The sequence below is a fragment of the Nocardioides sp. genome, assembly GCF_035503875.1.
Taxonomy (GTDB): Bacteria; Actinomycetota; Actinomycetes; order Propionibacteriales; family Nocardioidaceae; genus Nocardioides.
Genome location: NZ_DATJTA010000084.1, coordinates 21,329 through 41,270, shown reverse-complemented (window position 1 = coordinate 41,270; position 19,942 = coordinate 21,329). Strand labels below are relative to the sequence as shown.

General features: G+C 74.5%; 22 protein-coding genes. 7 read left to right on the top strand and 15 right to left on the bottom strand.

Annotated features, from left to right (window positions below; genetic code table 11):
- Nucleotides 1-284: 284 nt before the first annotated feature.
- The gene (locus VMF51_RS20010; RefSeq protein WP_325476227.1) at nucleotides 285-1,472 is read right to left on the bottom strand and encodes an NADH:flavin oxidoreductase; all 1,188 of its coding nucleotides are present in this window, start codon (nucleotides 1,470-1,472) and stop codon (nucleotides 285-287) included.
- 50 nt (nucleotides 1,473-1,522) lie between these two features.
- Between VMF51_RS20010 and VMF51_RS20005 the strand changes: the two genes are divergently transcribed.
- The gene (locus tag VMF51_RS20005; RefSeq protein WP_325476226.1) at nucleotides 1,523-2,290 is read left to right on the top strand and encodes a putative protein N(5)-glutamine methyltransferase; all 768 of its coding nucleotides are present in this window, start codon (nucleotides 1,523-1,525) and stop codon (nucleotides 2,288-2,290) included.
- A 50-nt stretch (nucleotides 2,291-2,340) separates the two neighbouring features.
- On the opposite strand, the gene VMF51_RS20000 is transcribed toward VMF51_RS20005, so the two are convergent.
- Genes VMF51_RS20000 through VMF51_RS19985 form a run of 4 tightly spaced genes read right to left on the bottom strand, consistent with a single transcriptional unit; the run spans nucleotide 2,341 to nucleotide 5,404 of the window.
- On the bottom strand, nucleotides 2,341-2,877 hold the full coding sequence (locus VMF51_RS20000) for a ribonuclease H (RefSeq protein WP_325476225.1): 537 nt from the start codon (nucleotides 2,875-2,877) through the stop codon (nucleotides 2,341-2,343).
- Nucleotides 2,878-2,927: 50 nt separating this feature from the next.
- Nucleotides 2,928-3,500, bottom strand: a complete 573-nt coding sequence (locus VMF51_RS19995; RefSeq protein ID WP_325476224.1) for a TetR family transcriptional regulator — start codon at nucleotides 3,498-3,500, stop codon at nucleotides 2,928-2,930.
- A 27-nt stretch (nucleotides 3,501-3,527) separates the two neighbouring features.
- Nucleotides 3,528-4,331, bottom strand: coding sequence for a glucose 1-dehydrogenase (locus VMF51_RS19990; RefSeq protein ID WP_325476223.1), 804 nt, complete (start codon nucleotides 4,329-4,331; stop codon nucleotides 3,528-3,530).
- Nucleotides 4,328-5,404, bottom strand: coding sequence for a hypothetical protein (locus VMF51_RS19985; RefSeq protein WP_325476222.1), 1,077 nt, complete (start codon nucleotides 5,402-5,404; stop codon nucleotides 4,328-4,330). Before VMF51_RS19985 ends, VMF51_RS19990 begins: the two co-directional genes overlap by 4 nt.
- 79 nt (nucleotides 5,405-5,483) lie before the next feature.
- Here VMF51_RS19985 and VMF51_RS19980 point away from each other — a divergent pair, with 79 nt between their 5' ends.
- Nucleotides 5,484-6,137, top strand: coding sequence for a PaaI family thioesterase (locus tag VMF51_RS19980; protein ID WP_325476221.1), 654 nt, complete (start codon nucleotides 5,484-5,486; stop codon nucleotides 6,135-6,137).
- Nucleotides 6,138-6,475: 338 nt separating this feature from the next.
- Here the strand turns inward: VMF51_RS19980 and VMF51_RS19975 are convergent, their stop codons facing one another.
- Nucleotides 6,476-7,903: an NAD(P)/FAD-dependent oxidoreductase gene (locus VMF51_RS19975; RefSeq protein ID WP_325476220.1), complete on the bottom strand. Its 1,428-nt coding sequence runs from the start codon at nucleotides 7,901-7,903 to the stop codon at nucleotides 6,476-6,478.
- A 7-nt stretch (nucleotides 7,904-7,910) separates the two neighbouring features.
- The gene (locus VMF51_RS19970; protein WP_325476219.1) at nucleotides 7,911-8,822 is read right to left on the bottom strand and encodes an alpha/beta fold hydrolase; all 912 of its coding nucleotides are present in this window, start codon (nucleotides 8,820-8,822) and stop codon (nucleotides 7,911-7,913) included.
- Between the two features lie 18 nt (nucleotides 8,823-8,840).
- Between VMF51_RS19970 and VMF51_RS19965 the strand changes: the two genes are divergently transcribed.
- The 4 genes from VMF51_RS19965 to VMF51_RS19950 are packed head-to-tail and all read left to right on the top strand — an operon-like array spanning nucleotide 8,841 to nucleotide 11,600.
- Nucleotides 8,841-9,410, top strand: a complete 570-nt coding sequence (locus VMF51_RS19965) for a TOPRIM nucleotidyl transferase/hydrolase domain-containing protein (protein WP_325476218.1) — start codon at nucleotides 8,841-8,843, stop codon at nucleotides 9,408-9,410.
- Between the two features lie 57 nt (nucleotides 9,411-9,467).
- Nucleotides 9,468-10,190 (top strand): hemerythrin domain-containing protein, encoded by a 723-nt coding sequence (locus tag VMF51_RS19960; protein WP_325476217.1) that lies wholly within the window; start codon nucleotides 9,468-9,470, stop codon nucleotides 10,188-10,190.
- 11 nt (nucleotides 10,191-10,201) lie between these two features.
- Nucleotides 10,202-10,516 carry a thioredoxin family protein gene (locus VMF51_RS19955; RefSeq protein ID WP_325476216.1) on the top strand — a complete coding sequence of 105 codons (315 nt, stop codon included), beginning with the start codon at nucleotides 10,202-10,204 and terminating at the stop codon, nucleotides 10,514-10,516.
- 28 nt (nucleotides 10,517-10,544) lie between these two features.
- Entirely contained in the window at nucleotides 10,545-11,600 is a 1,056-nt protein-coding gene (locus VMF51_RS19950; RefSeq protein WP_325476215.1) for an NAD-dependent epimerase/dehydratase family protein, read from the top strand.
- A gap of 99 nt (nucleotides 11,601-11,699) precedes the next feature.
- Here the strand turns inward: VMF51_RS19950 and VMF51_RS19945 are convergent, their stop codons facing one another.
- The 7 genes from VMF51_RS19945 to VMF51_RS19915 form a co-directional block, all read right to left on the bottom strand.
- Nucleotides 11,700-12,341 (bottom strand): TetR/AcrR family transcriptional regulator, encoded by a 642-nt coding sequence (locus VMF51_RS19945; RefSeq protein ID WP_325476214.1) that lies wholly within the window; start codon nucleotides 12,339-12,341, stop codon nucleotides 11,700-11,702.
- Complete coding sequence (paaE, locus tag VMF51_RS19940) at nucleotides 12,338-13,378, bottom strand: 1,2-phenylacetyl-CoA epoxidase subunit PaaE (protein WP_325476213.1); 1,041 nt, start codon at nucleotides 13,376-13,378, stop codon at nucleotides 12,338-12,340. Before paaE ends, VMF51_RS19945 begins: the two co-directional genes overlap by 4 nt.
- 2 nt (nucleotides 13,379-13,380) lie before the next feature.
- Nucleotides 13,381-13,866 carry a 1,2-phenylacetyl-CoA epoxidase subunit PaaD gene (gene paaD, locus VMF51_RS19935; RefSeq protein ID WP_325476237.1) on the bottom strand — a complete coding sequence of 162 codons (486 nt, stop codon included), beginning with the start codon at nucleotides 13,864-13,866 and terminating at the stop codon, nucleotides 13,381-13,383.
- Nucleotides 13,867-13,868: 2 nt separating this feature from the next.
- The gene (gene paaC / locus VMF51_RS19930) at nucleotides 13,869-14,738 is read right to left on the bottom strand and encodes a 1,2-phenylacetyl-CoA epoxidase subunit PaaC (RefSeq protein ID WP_325476212.1); all 870 of its coding nucleotides are present in this window, start codon (nucleotides 14,736-14,738) and stop codon (nucleotides 13,869-13,871) included.
- Complete coding sequence (paaB, locus tag VMF51_RS19925; RefSeq protein WP_325476211.1) at nucleotides 14,722-15,000, bottom strand: 1,2-phenylacetyl-CoA epoxidase subunit PaaB; 279 nt, start codon at nucleotides 14,998-15,000, stop codon at nucleotides 14,722-14,724. Before paaB ends, paaC begins: the two co-directional genes overlap by 17 nt.
- Nucleotides 14,997-15,914 (bottom strand): 1,2-phenylacetyl-CoA epoxidase subunit PaaA, encoded by a 918-nt coding sequence (paaA, locus tag VMF51_RS19920; RefSeq protein ID WP_325476210.1) that lies wholly within the window; start codon nucleotides 15,912-15,914, stop codon nucleotides 14,997-14,999. The genes paaB and paaA overlap by 4 nt, the downstream gene beginning before the upstream one ends.
- A gap of 92 nt (nucleotides 15,915-16,006) precedes the next feature.
- On the bottom strand, nucleotides 16,007-18,931 hold the full coding sequence (locus VMF51_RS19915) for a crotonase/enoyl-CoA hydratase family protein (protein WP_325476209.1): 2,925 nt from the start codon (nucleotides 18,929-18,931) through the stop codon (nucleotides 16,007-16,009).
- Between the two features lie 52 nt (nucleotides 18,932-18,983).
- On the opposite strand from VMF51_RS19915, the gene VMF51_RS19910 reads away from it, so the two are divergent.
- Entirely contained in the window at nucleotides 18,984-19,583 is a 600-nt protein-coding gene (locus tag VMF51_RS19910; protein ID WP_325476208.1) for a TetR/AcrR family transcriptional regulator, read from the top strand.
- 1 nt (nucleotide 19,584) lies between these two features.
- On the opposite strand, the gene VMF51_RS19905 is transcribed toward VMF51_RS19910, so the two are convergent.
- On the bottom strand, nucleotides 19,585-19,926 hold the full coding sequence (locus VMF51_RS19905; RefSeq protein WP_325476207.1) for a DUF2200 domain-containing protein: 342 nt from the start codon (nucleotides 19,924-19,926) through the stop codon (nucleotides 19,585-19,587).
- Nucleotides 19,927-19,942 lie beyond the last annotated feature (16 nt).

The window sequence follows — 19,942 nt, the reverse complement described above, 5'->3', positions numbered from 1 at the left end:
CCGCGGCCGACGTACGGATCGCGACGCTCACCGACGTCGACGAGGCCTACCGCACCCTGGCGTCCGGCCCCTTCGGGCAGGGCGAGGCGTACGTCGCGGACACCGGCGCCGTGACGTGGGCGCTGACGACGGCCGACGCGGTCGACGGCGGGGACCACGCCACCGGCGCCCGGAGCGCCGCGCTCCAGCTCGGTGGAGTCGGCGTCGGAGCCGCGGCCCTCGTCGGGATCGGGATGCTGGTGGTCAGGCGCCGTCGTCCGCGGGTCGTTGAGCGGGCCGATCCGTCAGATCTGGATGGGCTCCGGGGTGATCACCGGGCAGCGCGTCCCCGAGTAGATGGTCGGCATGCAGCGGTTGCAGTGGATGCAGATCCCGGTGGCGACCTCGCCGGCCTGCAGCTGGTTGACCAGGTCGGGCTCGCGGAGCACGGCGCGGCCCATGGCGACGAAGTCGAAGCCGTCGGCCATCGCCTGCTCCATGGTGTCGCGGCGGTTGATGCCACCGAGCAGCATCAGCGGCAGTGAGAGCGCCTCGCGGAACTGCAGGGCCTTGGGGCGGAAGTACGCCTCGGTGAACTCGTAGGACTTCAGGAACGACCGGCCCACCGGCGTACGCATGCCGAGCCGGACCGGGAGCGGCATCGAGGCGGCGAACTCCTTGACCGGCGTCTCGCCGCGGAACAGGTACATCGGGTTCATCAGCGAGCTGCCGCCGCTCAGCTGCAGGGCGTCGATCGTGCCGTCCGCCTCCAGCAGCTGGGCGAACGCGATGCCGTCGGCGGTCGTGACGCCGCCCTTGAAGCCGTCGCTGACGCTGATCTTCGCGGTCACCGCGACCTCGTCGCCGACCTCGTCGCGGACGGCGCGCGCGACCTGCCGGGCCAGCCGCGCCCGGGCCTCGAGCGAGCCGTTCCAGGAGTCCTTGCGCCTGTTGAGGCCCGGCGCGAGGAACGACGAGATCAGGTAGCTGTGCGCCATGTGCAGCTCGAGGACGTCGAAGCCCGCGCGCACGAGAGTGCGCGCGGTGGCGACGTACGCCTTCGTGACGCGGGTCAGATCGGCCTCGGTCGCCGACTTCACCATCTGCATCGACAGCGGGCTCGGCATCGGGCTCGCGGCGATCGCCTTGACCCCGTTGGAGCGGCCGTTGGCGACCGGGCCGGCGTGGCCGACCTGCCCGGCGATCGCGGCGCCGGTCTCGTGGATCGCGTCCGCCATCCGGGCCAGGCCAGCGAGCGAGTGCTCTCCGACGACGATCTGCTCGCGGTGCGTTCGGCCCTCGGGCGCGACGGCGAGGTACGCCACGGTCGTCAGGCCGATGCCGCCGCGGGCGACCGCGAGGTGGTAGTCGATCAGGCTGTCGGTGACCTGACCCTCGGGCGCGCGGCCCTCGAAGGTCGCGGCCTTGACGGTGCGGTTGCGCAGGGTGACCGGCCCGAGCTGGACCGGCGCGAAGACGTCTGGGGCTGCCACGCGCGGACTATAACGCGTTCTAGTTCCCGTCCGGGGTCGATGATGGCGGGGTGATCGAGTCCCGACTGCGCGCGGCCGGCTGCGTCTTCGCCGAGCAGGAGGCGGCGCTGCTGCGCGAGGCGGCCCGTGACGAGGCGGACCTGGCCCGGCTGGTCGAGGAGCGGGTCGCCGGGCAGCCGCTGGAGGTGCTGGTGGGCTGGGCGGAGTTCTGCGGGCTGCGGGTGGCCGTCGAGCCGGGGGTGTTCGTGCCGCGGCAGCGGACGTCGTACGTCGTCCGGCTGGGCGCCGCGTGCCTGCGTGCGGGCGACGTGGCCGTCGACCTGTGCTGCGGGACGGGTGCGATCGGCGCGGCGCTGGCCGCCGCCGTACCGGGCCTGGAGGTGCATGCCGCCGACGTCGACCCGGCCGCCGTACGGTGCGCCCGCCGGAACCTGGAGCAGGTCCACGAGGGCGACCTGTACGACGCCCTGCCCGACGGCCTGCGCGGGCGGGTCGACGTACTGGCGGTGAACGCGCCGTACGTGCCGCACGACGCGATCGCGCTGATGCCGCCCGAGGCGCGGCTGCACGAGCCCGGCGTAGCGCTCGACGGCGGGCCGGACGGGCTCGACGTCCAGCGCCGGGTCGTCCGCGACGCCGGCGCCTGGCTGGCCCCCGGCGGTCGGCTGCTGATCGAGACCAGCGTCGCGCAGGCCCCGCTCACCCGCGACCTGATGACCGCGGCCGGGCTGGCCGCCGCCGTACACCACGACGACGACCTGGACGCCACCGTCGTCGTGGGTCGGTGCCGAGTCGGCAGAAGTTCACGTCAGGTCTGACTGCAACTTCTGCCGACTCGACGCGCAACTTCTGCCGACTCGGCGTCCTGTCAGAAGAGTGCGTCGTCGGATGCCGGGGGCTGCGGGGCCGCGATGCGGCCGGTGCTGCCGCCGTCCTTGGCCGCGGCGACCGCGAGCCGGTCCACGAGGTCGTTCATCCGGTTGCCCGAGTGGCCCTTGACCCACTGGAAGGCGATCTCGCCACGGGCCTCGACCAGGTCCACGAACGGCTCCCAGAGGTCGCGGTTCGCCACCGGCTGGCGGGCGCTGTTGGTCCAGCCGCGCGAACGCCAGCCGCGCCACCAGGCGTCGCGGAAGCAGTTCACGACGTACGTCGAGTCGCTCACCACCAGCAGCGGACCCTCGAGGGAGCGCACCGCCTCGTACGCCGCGCGGACCTCCATCCGCTGGTTCGTCGAGGGCGACTCGGCGCCGCTCGCCCAGACCGCCTCGTCGATCGCCCAGGCCCAGCCACCCGGGCCGGGGTTGCCCGCGCAGGCGCCGTCGGTGAACACCTGGCGAGCCCCCTCGGGGACCGGCATGGCGGGCTTGGCGGGGCGGGACGTACGGCGGGTGCGGGGCGGCATCCGGACACCTTCACATACGCGCCCCCCGGCGGCCGCACCAGCGGCGCTGGCTACGAGACCGTCGCCAGCGCTTCTCGGGTCAGGTCGTGCAGGGAGCGCCCGGTCTCGCGGGTGAGCCAGTGCTCGTAGGCGTGCTCAGCGGCTGCCAGCGCGACCCGCACCCGCAGGCCGGGCTCGAGGTCGGCCTCCGCGTCGAGTCCGAGCCGCTCGGCGACCAGCATCACCAGACGGGCGCGCTCGTCGTCGTCGAGCAGGGAGGCGCGGCGTACCCGCGCGGGGGCGGCGGCCATCGCCCGACGCCAGAGCGCGATGGTCTCGGTCTCGTCGGCGAACTGCTCGGTACGGCGCAGGATCGCCGCCGCCAGCGCGTCCGGCACCGGCTCGTCGGCGGGCCGGGCGGCGAAGCCGTCCACGATCTCGGCCCGGCCGACCCGGAGCGTGCCGACCAGCAGCTGGTCCTTGCTGCGCACGTGGCGGAACAGTGTCGAGAGCGCGATCCCGGCCGCTGCCGCGATCTCCTCGACCGAGACGTCGTCGAAGCCGCGCTCGGCGAAGAGCTCCAGCGCCACCCGGTCCACGTGCGCGCGGAGCTCGGCGCGCTGACGCTCGCGCAGACCACTCATGGCTGACCACTCATGGGCGGGAGTCCATCAGGTGGCGGGCTCCAGCGGCGGGACGGGTACGGAGATCGCGGGCGCCTCCACCCCGCCGTCGACCTGCACCACCTTGCCGGTGACCCAGGACGCCGCGGGCGAGGCGAGGTACAGCACGGCGCAGGCGATGTCCTGCGGCTCGCCCGGCCGGCCCATCGGCGTACCGGCCACGAACTCGGCCCGCAGGGCGTCGTCGGTGAGGACGATGTCGAGGCCCTTGGTCGCCACCCCGCCGACGCTGAGCGCGTTGACCCGCACCCGCGGCGCGAGCTCGGCGGCCAGGTTGCGCGTCATCATGTTGAGCGCGGCCTTGCCCGCGCCGTACGCGACGAACGCGGTCTCCACCATGTCGGAGGAGCGCGAGGAGATGTTGACGATGCTGCCGCCGCCGGTGGTGTCGACCATCGCGCGCGCGGCCCGCTGGGAGAGCAGGAACGGCGAGGTGACGTTGAAGCGCAGCGCCTTCTCGAACATCCGCTCGCTGGTCTCCATCGCCGCGCGGGGTCCGGTGCCGCCGGCGTTGTTGACGAGTACGTCGAGCCGCCCGAAGCCGTCCAGCGTCGCCGCGACCAGCCGGTCGAGGTGCTCGGTGACCATCACGTCCGTCTCCACGACCAGCGCCCGGCGGCCGAGCGCCTCGACCTGCGCGGCGACCTCGTCGAGGTCGCCGCGGGTCCGGGCCGCCAGGACGACGTCGGCCCCGGCCTCGGCGAGGCCGATCGCGATCCCGCGCCCGATGCCCTGGCCGGCGCCGGTGACGATCGCGACCCGGCCGTCGAGGCGGAACAGGTCGAGGATCATCGACCCGCGCCCTTCTCGTGCCCCAGGTGCGGCGCCGCGCGGCCGGCGATCAGCGGAAGGTCGAGGTAGGTCTTGATGCCGGGCTCGGCGGCGACGACGTACGGGATCGCGCTCACGCAGTGGTTCGCGGTGGAGACGACGCCGGGGTTGCGGACCAGGCCGGCGGCGACCGACTCGGGCTGCAGGCCCTTGAAGGTGAGCAGCACGCTCGGGTCGCCGGTCACCTCGACCTCGAAGCGCTCGCCCTCCTCGCCGAAGGTCCAGCCGGGGTCCAGGTCCTCCTCGCCCATCAGCCAGTTGACCACCGCGCTGACCACCGGCTCGCCGTCGACGAGGGCCTCCCAGCGGAACCGCCGCGCCGCCACCTGGCCGGGCTCGATGACGCCGATCGGGGTGTCGATCGGCTTGGCCGCGACGGCCACCTCCTGGACGGTGCGGATGCCCGCGTCGACCGCGAAGCCGAGCTCGGCGACCACCATCCGCACCGACGCCTTGAACCCGCCCGAGAGCAGGCCGGCCATCGGGCTGTCGTACGCCTCCTGCGGGGTGCCGCCGAAGCCCATGACGTGGCGGACGACGTCGGGGGCGTTGTAGGTGCGGATGTCGGAGAACTCCTCGGCCCGCACGTGGGTGATCCCCTGCGAGAGCGCGCTCGCCATCAAGGGGAAGCGCTCGGTGATCCCGCCGGGGTGGATCCCGGTGCCGTGCAGCGTCGTACCCCCCTCGCGGCACGCGTCCTCGATGCCGCCGACCCGCGCGGGGTTGGGATAGATCCAGCCGACGGGGGTGACGACGTTCTTGCCGGAGCGCAGGATCGCGGCGACCTCGTCGTCGTTCGGGACGAGTGGCGCGTACACGACGCAGTCGGCGTCGGTCGCGAGGATCTCGTCCTGGCTCGTGGTCGCGGCGACGCCGATCGGGTCGCCGCCGATCAGCTCGCCGACGTCCTTCCCGTGCTTGCCGTCGCTGTGCACCCAGCACCCGACGAGCTCGAGGTCGGGGTGCGCGAGCACGCCCTGGATGGCGGCGACGCCGACGCCGCCGGTCGCCCACTGGATCACCTTGATGGTCATGCCGGAGCAGTGAGCCAGTCGCGGGAATGACTGTCAAGATCGAAGTCACTCCCAGAAGTTCTCTGCCAGGGTGTCCCCCATGAGCAGCCCGGCGCACCACGTCGCGTACTTCCCGGTCGAGGACCTGCCTACCGCGGAGGTCGACCGTCTCGAGGAGCTGTACGGCGGGCTCGCGGACGCCGTACGCGACCTGATCGACGCCGCGGTGACGACGGACCCGCCCGCGGAGCTGCTCGCCGAGGCGGCCAGGGTGCTGACCGGGCTCACCGAGGATCTGCGGGTGCGGCAGACCGACGGCGCGCTCGGGGTCCGGCACAACGGCCAGGGGCGGACCTGGAGCTGGGGCAACGCCGTGATCGGCCCGCGCAACGCCACGGCCCCGCCGCTGGAGGTCGTCGGTCCGGACGAGGACGGCCGGGTCACCGCGGAGGTCGTGCTCGGTCCCACTCACCAGGACGAACCCGGCGTCCTGCACCCCGGCGCCGCTGCCAAGCTGCTCGACCACCTGATGGGCGTCACCGCCGCCGATCGCCGCCGGCTGACGATGACCGGCACGCTCACGATCACCCACCACCGACCGACCCCCCTCGGCCCAGTCTCGCTCGCCGGCTGGATCGCCCGCGAGGAGGGCAGCAAGGTCTTCGTGCACGCCGAGCTCGCCGACCCCGACGGCGTCACGGTCGAGGCGGAAGGCGTGTTCATCATCCCCCGCTGGGCCCGCGACGCGGACTGAGCCCTGACGCCGGTTGAGCAGCGCCGCGCCGCTCGACGCCGGTTGAGGTGCGAGCGAAGCGAGCCTCGAAACCCGGCGTGCCGACAAGCAGCCTCCACCGACGCCGCCGTACGACCCACCGGGTTTCGAGGCTCGTCGCTGGCGCTCCTCACACCTCAACCAGCGTCAGGGCACCGTCGCCAGTTCTTCTCGCACCTCAACCAGCGCCACGCCGATCGACGCCGGTTGAGGTGCGAGCGAAGCGAGCCTCGAAACCCCCCGTGCCGACAAACAACCTCCACCGACGCCGCCGTACGACCCACCGGGTTTCGAGGCTCGTCGCTGGCGCTCCTCACACCTCAACCAGCGTCAGACAGGTGGCGCAGGGCGCGCTGGGCGGCGCGGAAGCCGCACATCCCGTGGACGCCGGCGCCGGGCGGGGTGGCGGCGGAGCAGAGGAACATGCCGGGGAGGCCGGCGTCGTACGGGTCGGCCTGGAGCGAGGGGCGCAGCACCAGCTGGCGCAGGTCGTTGGCGCCGCCGGCGATGTCGCCGCCGACGTAGTTCGGGTTGTACGACGCGTACGCCGCGGGCGGCATCGTGTGCGTGGCGACGATCGTGTCGCGGAAGCCGGGCGCGAAGCGCTCCACCTGGTCGAGCACGGCATCGGTGACGTCGCCGTCGTACCCGTGCGGGACGTGGGCGTAGAGCCAGACGGGGTGCAGGTCGCCGGCGGAGCGGGTGGGGTCGGCGAGGTACTGCTGGCCGACCAGCACGAACGGCCGCTCCGGCATCCGCCCGCGCACCACGGCGGCCTCCGCCTCCGCCGTCTCGGCCGGGCTCCCGCCGAGGTGGACGGTGCCGGCGCGGCGGCAGGAGTCGTTGGTCCAGGGGATCCCGCCCCGGACGGCGAGGTCGAGCTTGAACGCGCCGGGGCCGTAGCGCCAGCGGCGGTACGCGCGGGCCCGCCGGGCGGGCAGCTCGTCGCCCGCGATGCGCGCGAACGCGTCCGGGGTGGTGTCGAAGAGGGTGACCCGAGCAGGAGGCAGGTCGGCCAGCGAGCGCACCGGGACGCCGGTCGAGATGGTCCCGCCGAGCGAGCGCAGCAGCGAGGCGAGCGCGTCGGTGATCGCGCGGGAGCCGCCCTCGGCGACCGGCCAGCCGTACGCGTGCCCGGTCGCGACGAGCATGGCGCCGGCCGCGGAGGTGGCGAGCCCGCCGAGCGGGCGGTACATGTGGGCCGCGCAGCCCAGGAAGAGCGCGCGGGCCTGCTCGGTGCGGAACGTGCGCGCCAGCACGGTCGCCGGCAGCCCGGCCCGCAGCCCGAACACCGCCATCGACAACGGGTGGTCGGGCCAGCGCACGACCGGTCCGAGCACGTCCTCGGCGAGGTCGTCCATCCGGTCCACGAGCGGCTGGAAGACCTGCAGCCACCGCCGCCCGTCGGCGCCCAGGCCGATCGCGGTCTCCGACAGCGCCCGTTTCAGTATGCCGGCCGACCCGTCGTCGAGCGGATGGGCGAGGTCGACCTCGGCATGGCGCCAGACCAGGCCGTGCTCGGCGAGCGGCAGCGTCGAGAGGTACGGCGAGGCCTGCGCGAACGGATGGATCGCGCTGCAGACGTCGTGCAGCAGTCCCGGCTCGGTCAGCTCGGCGGTGCGGGTGCCACCGCCGATCTCGTCGTGCCCCTCCAGCACCTGCACGGAGTGGCCCTGCTGCGCGAGCGCCACGGCGGCGGCCAGCCCGTTGGGTCCCGAGCCCACGACCACCGCGTCCAGCAGAGTCATGCCTCGATCATGCCGCCCCGGTGGAGGAGCCGGTGACGAAGTCCCCGATCAGCCGGTTCACGACCGCGGGCTGCTCGACCTGGAGGAAGTGCCCGGCGGCTGGCACCGTCTCGACCCGGCTGCCCGCCGGGAGCCGGTCCGCCAGACCGTCCGCGAACCGCGGCTCGAGGCAGCCGTCGTCGGCGCCCTGCAGGTAGAGGGTGGGCACGGTCGGCGTACCGTCCCAGGTCCGCTTCCAGTCGGCGTACGCCGCCGGCACCCGCCAGGGGGCGCGGATCGCGCGGTAGTAGCCCACCGCCGCCGACCGGTGCTCCGGGCGCTCCAGCGCGGCGAGCACGTGCGGCAGGTCGTCGGACGCGTCGTGCCCGGGTGACCAGTCGCGCCACAGCTTGCGGACCAGGCGCGGCAGGGTGCGCTCGGGCAGCAGCGGCAGCTGGTTGAAGACGACGTACCAGCTGTGCCGGGCCTGCCGCGCCAGCACCCGCGGGCTGCGCTGGTCCATGGTCCGCAGCGGCGGCACCGACATCGCGACGATCCGGGAGTACGGCGACCGCTCGTGCGCGCCGAGCGCGTTCGCCGTGATCGCGCCCCAGTCGTGGCCGACCAGCACCGCGTCGTCGCCACCGTCGAGGGCGGCGTGCACGCCGGCCGCGTCGGCCATCAGGGCGGCGACGTGGAGGCAGCCGTCGGTCGGCAGCCCGCTCGGGGCGTACCCGCGCGTGAACGGCGCGACCACCCGGCAGCCGCGCTCGGCCAGGTACGGACCCAGGTGCCGCCAGCTGTGCGCGGTGTCGGGGAAGCCGTGCAGCGCGACGACGAGCCGCCCGTCCGGCGGCCCCCAGGCGAGCGCCTCGAGGCGGACCGCGGGCAGGTCGAGGGTGAGTCGCTCGGGCGAATGCGGTGCGGGACGGTCTGGCATGCGGGCAATCTAGATTCCGTGGTCGTCACCGTCACCCAGCGTGTGCTGCTGGTCGAGGGCGCCTCGGACGCGGCGGCGCTGCGCGGGGTGGCGGCCCTGCACGGCCGGTCGCTGGCCGACGAGGGCGTCGAGATCGTGGCGATGGGCGGGGCGACCAACGTGGCCCGGCACCTCGCCGTCCTGCCGCCGGGGGTCGCGGTGGGCGGCCTGTACGACGCCGCCGAGGAGCGGTTCTTCCGCCGTGGCCTGGAGCGGGCGGGCTTCGGCCGGGTGCGTGACCGGACCGATCTGGAGGCACACGGCTTCTACGGCTGCGAGCCCGATCTGGAGGCGGAGGTGCTCCGCGCGCTGGGCACCGAGCGCGCCCTGGAGGTGGTCGCCGGGCAGGGTGAGCTCACGTCGTTCCGGGTGCTGCAGCGCCAGCCCGCTCAGCGGGACCGGACGGTCGAGCAGCACCTGCACCGGTTCCTCGGCAGCCGGTCGGGACGCAAGGCCCAGTACGCCGCCGCCCTGGTCGCCGCGCTCGCACCCGCGGAGGTGCCGGCGCCGCTGGCACGGGCGCTGGGGACCCCGGCGTCTCCTCACTAGGACGTCGGCCCAGCGCCCTCCCAGTGCGCTCCCAGCGCGGGCGCGCACGCTGCGGGCATGAACCCGACCCCGCTCCTGCTGCCCGGTCAGGCGGCCGCGCCGCCCGGCCCCGCCGACCTGTCGATGATGTACCTCCTGCACCACGGCTTCCGCCGCGACCTGGCCCGCTTCCCCGAGGCGGTGCGCCGTACGCCGTTCCGCGACCGCGCGACGTGGCGCGCCCTGCCCCGGCGATGGGACCTGTTCGCGAGACTCCTCGACGACCACCACCACAAGGAGGACGAGATCGTCTGGCCGCTGCTGCGGCAGGCGGCGGCGAGCGCCGGCGACCACGCCGCGCTGGAGGTCATCGAGGCGATGTCGGAGGAGCACCTGCTGATCGACCCGCTGCTCAGCGAGGCGCGGAGCGGCCTGGTCGGCCTGGTGCAGGACCCGGACGAGCGCCGGCGCCTGGAGGTGGTCGAGACGATGCAGATGGTGGCCGAGGTGCTGGGCCACCACCTCGCCCACGAGGAGCGGGACGCGATCACCGTGCTCCAGCGGCACGTCGACGGTGCGGAGTGGGCCGAGCTGGAGCGCACCCAGCTGCGCGGCGGGCTCGGGCTGCGCGACCTGCTGCGGATGCTGCCCTGGGTGGTCCAGCACGTCGACCCGGCCGTCGTGGAGCGGCAGCTCCAGGAGTCGGGCACGGGTTTCCGGGTACTGCTCGCGCTCGGACGGGGCAGCTACCGGCGCCTCGACGAGGCGGCCTTCCACTACGTCCCCGACCCGGTCCGGTGACCGTGCGCGAGGTGAGCGACCGCGACTTCGCCGCGGTCGTGCTCGGCGCGACGGTGCCGGTGCTCGTGGACTTCCACGCCGACTGGTGCGGCCCGTGCCGCCAGGTCGCGCCGATCCTCGCGGAGCTCGCCGAGGAGCTCGACTGGATGCGGTTCACCCGGCTCGACGTCGACGCCTCGCCCGTCACCGCGGCGGCGTACCGCGTCACCGGCCTGCCCACGCTGCTGGTCTTCGTCTCCGGCGAGCTGGTCCTCTCCATCGTCGGCGCCCGGCCGCGGCACACCATCCACGACCTGCTGGTCACGCTGGCGCCCCAGACCGCGTAGCGAGGGCGTGGCCGGGGCACCGGTTCCCATGCGCATCGTGATCACGGGGGCCACCGGCAACATGGGGACGGCGCTCCTGCGTCGCCTCACCGCCGACGGGCACGACCTCGTCGGGCTCGCCCGGCGGATCCCGGAGGGCTCGACCGATCCGCGGGTGGCCTGGCGGTCCGTGGACCTCACGACGGGCGAGTCGGCGTACGAGCTGGCCGACGCGTTCGCCGGAGCCGACGCCGTCGTCCACCTCGCCTGGGGCTTCCAGCCCTCCCACGACGTCGGGCACCTGGAGCGGCTGGGCGTCGACGGGACCCGTCGGGTGATCCGGGCGGCCGTCGTGGCGGGCGTCCCCCACCTGGTGCACCAGTCGTCGCTCGGCGTGTACTCCCCGCGCTCCGACGACACGCCCGTCGACGAGTCGTGGCCGACCCACGGCGTCCGCACCTCGCCGTACAGCCAGCACAAGGTCGCCGCCGAGCGCCTCTGCGACGAGGCGGAGGGCGGCGACCTCACCATCACCCGGCTGCGTCCCGGGATCATCGGGCAGCGAGCGGCCGGCAGCTCGCTGCTGCGGTACGGCGTGCCCGCGCCGGTCCCCGCCCGTGCGCTGGGGCTGCTCCCGGTGCTGCCGCTGGACCGGCGGCTGCGGATCCCTGTGGTGCACGCGGACGACGTCGCCGACGCGTACGCGCGGGTGCTGGACCAACGGCCGACCGGTGCGTTCAACCTGGCGGCGCCCGACCCGCTGACCGCCGTCGCCATCGCGGCCGCCTTCGGCGCCCGGCTCGTACACGTGCCGTCCTCGGTCATGCGTCCCGCTATGTCCGCCGCGTGGCACCTGCGGCTGCAGCAGGTCGACCCCGGCTGGCTGGACATGGCCTTCGCGCTGCCGCTCCTCGACAGCGGCCGGGCGCGGACCGAGCTGGGCTGGACGCCGACCCGTACCGCCGTCGAGACGTTCGCCGAGGTCGTCGACGGCATGCGTACGGGCGCCTCCGCTCCCACGCCCGTCCTGCGTCCGCGGACCGTGCGCTCGGCGCTGCGCGACGCGGTGCGGCACGGGACGGTGGGGCGGCGGGAGCGGAGCTGAGCCGGGCAGGGGCGGCGGGCGTCGTACGGCTGCAATTGCGGCCGTAGGACGGGGAATCGACGCGCGAGCCTGTCCAACGGCTGCAATTGCGGCCGTTGGTCACCCCGGAGCCGACCGGGGCGCGCCCACCGCCAGCCCGTCCAGCGCCGTGGCGACGACGGCCGCGGCGAGCTGGTCGACGTCGACAGGGCCGTCGACGTCGTACCACTCGACCAGCGAGTTGACCATCCCGAACAGCAGCCGGGAGACCAGCCCGGGGTCGAGATCCGCGCGCAGCGCGCCCTCGGCGACCGCGGCCGCGACCAGGTCGGCGAGGCGGTCGTCGACCCAGCGGCGGCGTTCCAGCGCGGCCCGCTCGACGTCGGTGTTGCCGTGCACGCGCAGCAGCAGGGTGACGGCGGGCTGGTGGTCGACCAGGAGGCGTACGCCGTCCTCGACCACCCGCCGCAGCCGCTCGTACGACGTCCCGGCCGCACCCTCCGCGGTGGCCGCCTCGACGACGGCGGTCAGCTCGCCGAGGGCCTCGTCGAGGGCGAGCTCCAGCAGCCGCTCCTTGCTCGGGACGTGGTGGTAGAGGCTGGACTTGGACAACCCCAGGGCGGCGGCGAGGTCGGCCATGCTGGTGGCGTCGTACCCCTGGCGGATGAACAGGTCGATGGCGGTGCCGAGCACCGCGGCCTGGTCGTGACCGGGCCGGCCCCGACGGGGCGGCGCGGTGGGGGCGGTCGGCGGGGAGGTCATGCGTCGAAGTCCACCACGACGCGGTCGCTGACCGGCGTGCTCTGGCAGGTCAGCACGTAGCCGGCGCCGACCTCGGCGGGCTCCAGGGCGTAGTTGCGGCGCAGGTCGACCTCGCCCTCGCGCACCAGCGCCCGGCAGGTCCCGCAGACCCCGCCCTTGCAGGCGAACGGCAGGTCGGCGCGGACCGCCTGCAGGCCGTCGAGGACCGTGGTGGACCGCGCGATCCGCGCGGTGGCGGCGCGGCCGTCGAGCATCGCGGTCACCTCGCTGGTCGCCCCCGACACGACGGCCTCGGGACGCACCACCTCCGGCGGCGGCTCGTCGACGTGGAAGAGCTCGACGTGCACCTTCTCCGTGGGTACGCCGAGGTCCGCGAGGACCGCCCGCGCCTCGACGAGCATCGGGTACGGCCCGCACAGCCACACGTGGTCGACCCCGTCGACGGGCGCGACCGTCGTCAGCAGGCGCCGGAGCCGCGGGGCGTCGAGCCTCCCCGTGAACAGCTCGACGTCCCGCGGCTCGCGGCTGAGCACGTGGACGACGGACAGCCGCGCCCCGTGCTCGTCCTTGAGGTCGGCGAGCTCGTCGAGGAACATCACCGACCCGGAGGTGCGGTTGCCGTAGACGATCGTCACCTCGGCGTCGTCGCCGGTCAGCGCGGTCGCCGCGATCGACAGCAGCGGGGTGATGCCGGACCCCGCGCCGATGCACAGGTGCCGGCCGCCGGGCTCGACCCGCCACCGGCCGGTCGGCGGCAGCACCTCGACGGTCGCGCCCGGCTCCACCTCGCGCACCAGCCAGCGCGAGAACAGCCCGTCGGGGATCTCGCGTACGCCGATGCGGGGCGCGGCGCCGACGGGGGCGCAGATGGAGTACGACCGCCGCTGCTCGACGCCGTCGACCACCCGGCGCAGGGTGAGCGACTGGCCGGCCTCGAAGGCGAACAGCTCGGTCAGGTCGTCGGGCACCGCGAAGGTGACCGCGACCGCGTCGTCGGTCAGCGGCTCGACGGCCGCCACTGTCAGGGGATGGAACACGCTCACAGCTCCTTGACGTGCTCGAACGGCTCCCGGCATTCGGGGCAGCGGAAGAGCGACGTGCAGGGGGTCGGCCCGAACTCCGACGTGCGCTCGGCCACCGCGCCGCACCGCGGGCAGCGCACGTCGAGCCGCGTCGGCTCCAGCGTCAGCGGCACCGGCCCGCCGCTGCTCGCGGGCGCGGGACCCGGCGGCGAGATGCCGTGCTCGGCCAGGGCTGTCCGGCCGCGGTCGGTGATCAGGTCGCTCGACCAGGGCGGGTCGAGCTCGACGCGGACGCGGACGTCGTCGTACCCCTCCTCGCCCAGGCGGCGCACCAGGTCGTCGCGCATGGCGCTCAGGGCGGGGCAGCCGGAGTACGTCGGCGTGATCGCCACGTCGACCCGCCCCTCGCGCTCCTCGACGGATCGGAGCACGCCCAGGTCGGCGAGGGTCAGCATCGGCAGCTCCGGGTCGACGACCGCGGCGGCGACGTCGTACGCGCGCATCGTCACCACCGGCCCATCGGGTGCGCGCGGGCGACCGACTGCAGCTCGGCGAGCAGGTCGGGCAGGTCGTCGGCGAGGCCGGCGTCGGCACCCTCCTCCGGGCGCCTCAGCTCGGCGGCGTCGAGCAGCTGGTCGAGCACGTCCTCCGCCTCCACCCCCGCGTCGGGATAGCGGCCGAGCAGCTCGACCCGGGCCGCGGCCAGCGCGTCGAACGCGGCCACCATCCGGCCCCGCGACTCCTCGGTGCCCTGCGCGAGCGTGACGACCCAGCGCCCGGACCAGTCGCGGTGGTAGGTCAGCTCCTTGACGCCCTTCGCCGCGATCGCCGCCAGCACCGGGTCGGGGTGGTCGACCAGCCGCTGCAGGACGGCGAGCCGCACCGTCGACCAGAGGAAGAGGCGCAGGACCGTGTGCCCGAAGTCGCCGTTGGCGAGGGCCGCGGTGCGCGAGGAGTGGTACGCCGGGGCGTCGCGGAAGAAGGCCAGCGCGTCCTCGGCCGGGACCGGGGAGCCCACCGGCATCGCGGGCACGACGGTCGGGTCGACGACCGCTGCCCGGGCGAGCAGCAGCCGGGCCTGACCGAGCAGGTCGAGCGCGATGTTGCCCAGCGCGACGTCGTCCTCGAGGTCGGGCGCCCGGCTGCACCACTCCGAGAGCCGGTGGGAGTAGACCAGCGCGTCGTCGCCGAGCAGCAGGCACAGGGCCGCGTGCCCGGTCCGGTCGAGCCCCTCGGGCAGCTCCGGGTCGATGCCGGCGAGCGGGTCGGCGAACCCTGTCCCGAACGCCCAGTGCGCGGGATCGGTCGCGTCGAGGTCGGCGTACGGCCCGTGGTCGACGGCGGCGGTCCCGCCCGGCTCAGAGGTGGGGCACATCGTCGGGGACCTCGTAGAACGTCGGGTGCCGGTAGACCTTGTCGCCCGCCGGGTCGAAGAGCGGCTCCTTCTCGTCGGGGCTGGACGCGGTGATCGCGTCGGCGCGGACGACCCAGATCGAGACTCCCTCGTTGCGCCGCGTGTAGACGTCGCGCGCGTGGCTGAGCGCGGTCCGGTCGTCGGCCGCGTGCAGCGACCCGACGTGGACGTGGTTGAGCCCGCGCTTGGCGCGCACGAACACCTCGTAGAGCGGACCGGTCATCGGCTCGCCTCCCCCGCGGCCCGCGCAGCGGCGCGCACCCACTCCCCCTCGTCGTGCGCGCGCCGGCGGTGCTCGAGCCGCTCGGCGTTGCAGGGTCCGTCGCCGGAGACGACCCGCTTCAGCTCGTCCCAGTCCGGCTGGCCGAAGTCGTGGTGGCCGCGCTCCTCGTTCCAACGCAGCTCCGGGTCGGGCAGCGTCACGCCCAGCGCGTCGGCCTGCGGCACCGTCATGTCGACGAAGCGCTGCCGCAGCTCGTCGTTCGTGTGCCGCTTGATCCCCCACGCCATCGACCGCGCCGTGTTGGGCGAGTCGGCGTCGGGCGGCCCGAACATCATCAGCGCCGGCCACCAGAACCGGTCGACCGACTCCTGCACCATGGCCCGCTGCTCGTCGGTGCCGCCCATCATGGTCATCAGCAGCTCGAAGCCCTGCCGCTGGTGGAACGACTCCTCCTTGCAGATCCGCACCATCGCCCGGCCGTACGGCCCGTACGACGTCCGGCACAGCGGCACCTGGTTGCAGATCGCCGCGCCGTCCACGAGCCAGCCGATGGTCCCGACGTCGGCGTACGACGGGGTCGGGTAGTTGAAGATCGAGGAGTACTTCTGCGCCCCGCTCATCAGCTGCTGCTCGAGGTCGTCGCGGTCCACGCCGAGGGTCTCGGCCGCGGAGTAGAGGTAGAGCCCGTGGCCGGCCTCGTCCTGGACCTTCGCGAGCAGCACCTGCCGGCGGCGCAGGCTCGGCGCGCGGGTGATCCAGGCCCCCTCGGGCTGCATCCCGATCACCTCGGAGTGCGCATGCTGGGCGATCTGGCGCACCAGGGTCCGCCGGTAGCCGTCCGGCATCCAGTCCCGCGGCTCGATCCGGTCGTGGCGCGCGATCGTGTCCTCGAACTGCCGCTCCGACTCGTCCATCGGCCCTCCCCGTGATTTACCGACCGTGCGGTCGGGAATCACTCTGCCACGGGGTGACGGGCGTCACAACTCCGGCCAGGTCGGGTGGGGCGTCAGCGCCCCGTCCACACCGGCGGACGCCGCTCGGCGAACGCCGCGACCCCCTCGCGCGCGTCGTCGGAGAGCATGGCCGGCGTCGCGAGCTCGGTCTGCCGCTCGAAGCCCTCCTCGGCGGACCAGCCCGGCGCCTCGTCGACGATCCGCTTGCCGACGGCGACACTGAGCGGTGCGGAGGCGACGACCTGCTCGGCCAGCTCCAGGGCGACCTTCAGCGTGTCCCCCGCGGGTACGACGCGGTTCACCAGCCCGAGCTCGTGCAGCCGCTCGGCCGGCAGCGGCTCGCCGGTCAGCGCGAGCTCGAGGGCGACGGCACGGGGCAGCCGCAGACCCATCCGCCAGAGGCCTCCGGCGGCGGCGACCATGCCGCGCCGGGCCTCGGGGATGCCCATGAGGGCACCCTCCGCCGCGACGACCAGGTCACCGCTCAGCATCACCTCGAAGCCGCCGGCGAGCGCGGCTCCCTCGACGGCCACGACCAGCGGCTTCGTCGGTGGGCGACCGGTGATGCCGAGCGGCCCGCGGCCGTCGGTGATCGGCAGCTCGCCGCGGTTCGCGGCCACCAGGTCCATGCCCGCACAGAAGTGCCCGCCCTCACCGGTCAGCACCAGCACCCGCACCGCCGGGTCGGCCTCGGCGTCGTCGAGGGCGCGCTCCAGCGCGAGGGCGGTACGCCGGTCGATGGCGTTGCGGACCTCGGGCCGGTCGAGCGTGATCACGCAGACCGCACCCCGCCGCTCGGTCCGCACCGGCGCCTTCGGCGGCGTCGGCAGCTCGTGCCGCTCGCCGGCATCGAAGGTCAGCCGGCCGCCCTTCGACGTCACCCGGGCGCGCAGCACGTCGGCCGACGCGAGGAGCTCCAGCGTCTCCACGTCCTCGACCCGCAGCAGCACCCGCTCCCCGGCGTCGTCGAGCACGCTGAGGATCGCCGCCTCCGCCGTACCGTCGCGCTTGAAGGGGCGGGTCATCGCTTCGACGACACCGGAGCCGTCGAGCTCGGTGCGGACCGGGCGGGGCGCCGGCCGCTCGAAGACCGGCGTGAGGTGGGCGTACGCACGCTCGGGCGGCGTGGCGGAGTAGAGACCGAGGGCGTGCTTGGTGGCGTACCACCCCAGCGACGTCGACAGGCCGACCTGAGCCGGCTCGGCCCGCAGCATCGGCACCATCGTGGCGATCGCGTGGCTGCCGTAGTTGTTGCCCGGCCCGCCCCCGAAGGTCAGCCCGCCGGTGACGCTCAGCGGACGGGCGGGGTCGTCGACCGGCAGGCCGAGCGCCTGGGCGCCGAGCTGCACGGCGGCCGGGAAGCAGGAGTAGAGGTCGACCAGGTCGAGGTCCTCGACGGTCAGACCCGCGTGGCCGAGCACGGCGGCGCCGGCCGCGGCGATCGCTGGCGACGTGGCGAGGTCGGCCCGCTCGGAGACGAACCACTCGTCGGTCGCCGACGCGCCCGCGTGCACGAAGACCCACTTCTCCTGGGGTACCCCGGCCGCCTCGGCCGCGGCCACGCTGGTCAGCACGATGCCGGTGGCCAGGTCGACCTGGAGGTTGGCGCACATGAGCTTGGTGTACGGGTCGCTCACCCAGCGGTTGTCGGGCGCGGGCCGGGCGACCTGCTCGGACGTGCGCGGCGTCGGGTCCCAGGCGTACGGGTTGCCGGCCGCCACCTCGGACAGGCTCGACCAGAGGCGCCCCAGCCGCTCCCGGTGCTCCGCACGCCCGGCGCCCGCCCGGGCGCGCAGGGCGGACTCGATCAGCGCGTAGGTGTAGATCGGCGCTCCCAGCCCCACGGCGGTCTCGGCCTCGTTGTTGGCCGGCCTGTCGATGCCGATCGCCCGGTCGGGCGCGGCGCCGTCGGGCTGCCGCCCCCACGCGGGCGTCCGGCCCGCCTTCTGCAGCGCGGCCACCGTCGCGCCCGCCTCCGCGCCGGCGAGGAGTACGACGTCCGCCCGGCCGTCGACGACCTGCTGGGCGGCGTCGTTCACGACGAGCTGCGCCCCGTCGCCGCCGTACGGCGAGGACTGGACCGTGCCCGCGTCGCTCGCGCCGACGAGCTCCGCGACCCGGCCGGCCTGGTCGGCGTAGGTCCAGCTCGCGCTGGGGACGGCGTACACGAGGTCGGCCAGCCGGAGCAGGTCGACGCCCGCGCCGCTGTCCTCGATGGCACGGCGCAACGCCTCGACGGAGAGCTCGACCGGCTCGCGGGGGTCGGCGAGGTCGGGCTCACGCTGGACGAGCTGGCCGACGCCGACGATGACCGGCGTGCGCGGGTCGAGCTCGCGCCCGCTGGCGCGGTGGAGCACGGGCTCCCGCGAGACGCGCAGCCGGCGGCCACCGCCGGTGACGACCTTCTCGAGGGCGGCCAGCGAGTCGGCCAGGGCCACCTCGACGCTGCGGACCGCGGTCAGCCCGACCGGCCCGCGGACCGGCGCGCCGTCGAGGCCGCCGTCGAGGCGGACCGCCGTACCGCCCTCGGTGGAGACGGCGGTGGCCCACAGCCCGATGACGATGCCCATCGGACCGGTGCCGCGCAGCGCGAAGCCGCCCGGGCCGGCGTGCTCGACGCTCCAGCGCGCCTGGGCCGGGATGTCCATCAGGCGGATCTGCTGGACGAACTGCTCGCCGGTCCGCATCCGGTCGGGCCGCTCGCCCCGCCAGGCGGCGTGCAGGGTCAGCCACTGCTCGACGAGGTCGAGGTCGGTGAGCGCGTCCGCGACCGTCTCCGCCGGGACCGGCAGGACCCGGGTCGCGCTCACCTGGCGCAGGAAGTCCGCCACCCCGGCGGGAGCCGGGACGTCGGGGCCGCCCTCCCTGACGGTCCCGACGTCCGCGGCGGATCGGGTGAGTCGCTCGCGGGCGGTCGCCCGGGCGACGGTGGCGAGGGTGCGGGCGGTGCGGACGAGGTGCTGGGTGCGCCGGGCCATCGCGAGGTCACTTTCCGTCTGATCGGACTGTATCTTCGACTACCGTAGCGCCATGAGCGACCGGACGCGGCGTACCCAGGCCGAGCGAACCGCCGCCACCCGGGCGCGGCTGATCGAGGCGGCGTACGACTGCCTGCTCGAGACGGGGTACGCCGCCACCACCGTCGGCGCCGTCCAGGAGCGCGCGGGCGTCGCGCGGGGCACCCTGCTGCACCACTTCCCGACCCGCGCCAGCCTGATGGTCGGCGTGGTCGAGGACATCGCCGACCGGCGGCTCGCGGTCCTCGCCTCCCCCGAGGCGGCCGAGCCCGCGGGTCAGGACTGGGACGCGGTCGTCGACCTGCTCTGGCGCGACCTGCAGAGCCCGGCGTTCCTCGCCGCCCTGGAACTCTGGGTCGCCGCCCGCACCGACCCGCCGCTGCGCGAGGCGCTCGTGCCGGTGCAGGATCGGCTGTTCGCCGCGATCCACCGCGCGGTCACCGCGCTCGTCGGCGACGACCCGCGCGCGCCCACGCTCGTGCAGTTCACGATCGACCTGCTCACCGGCACCACGATGGCCGGGATGCTCGGCCCGGGCCGCGAACAGGCGGCCGTCGTCGTCGCCCGCTGGAAGGACGCGCTGGTGGTGCTGGCGGGCCAGCCGGGACGTTAGGTCAGGACCGCAGGACCTTCTCCATCGCCTTCCCGCGCGCGAGCTCGTCGACCAGCTTGTCGAGGTAGCGGATCTGCTGCATCAGCGGGTCGTCGATCTCCTCGACCCGCACGCCGCACACCACGCCCGTGATCGCCTCCGCGTGCGGGTTGAGCCGGGCGTCGGCGAAGAAGTCGGCGAACGTCGTACCCGCGTCCAGGTGCGCCTGCAGGGCCGCGTCGTCGAAGCCGGTCAGCCACGCGATGACCTCGTCGAGCTCGGCCTGCGTACGCCCCTTCTTCTCGACCTTCGCCACGTAGAGCGGGTAGACCGACGCGAAGGGGCTGCTGAAGATCCGGCTCATCCTCGAAGCGTAGATC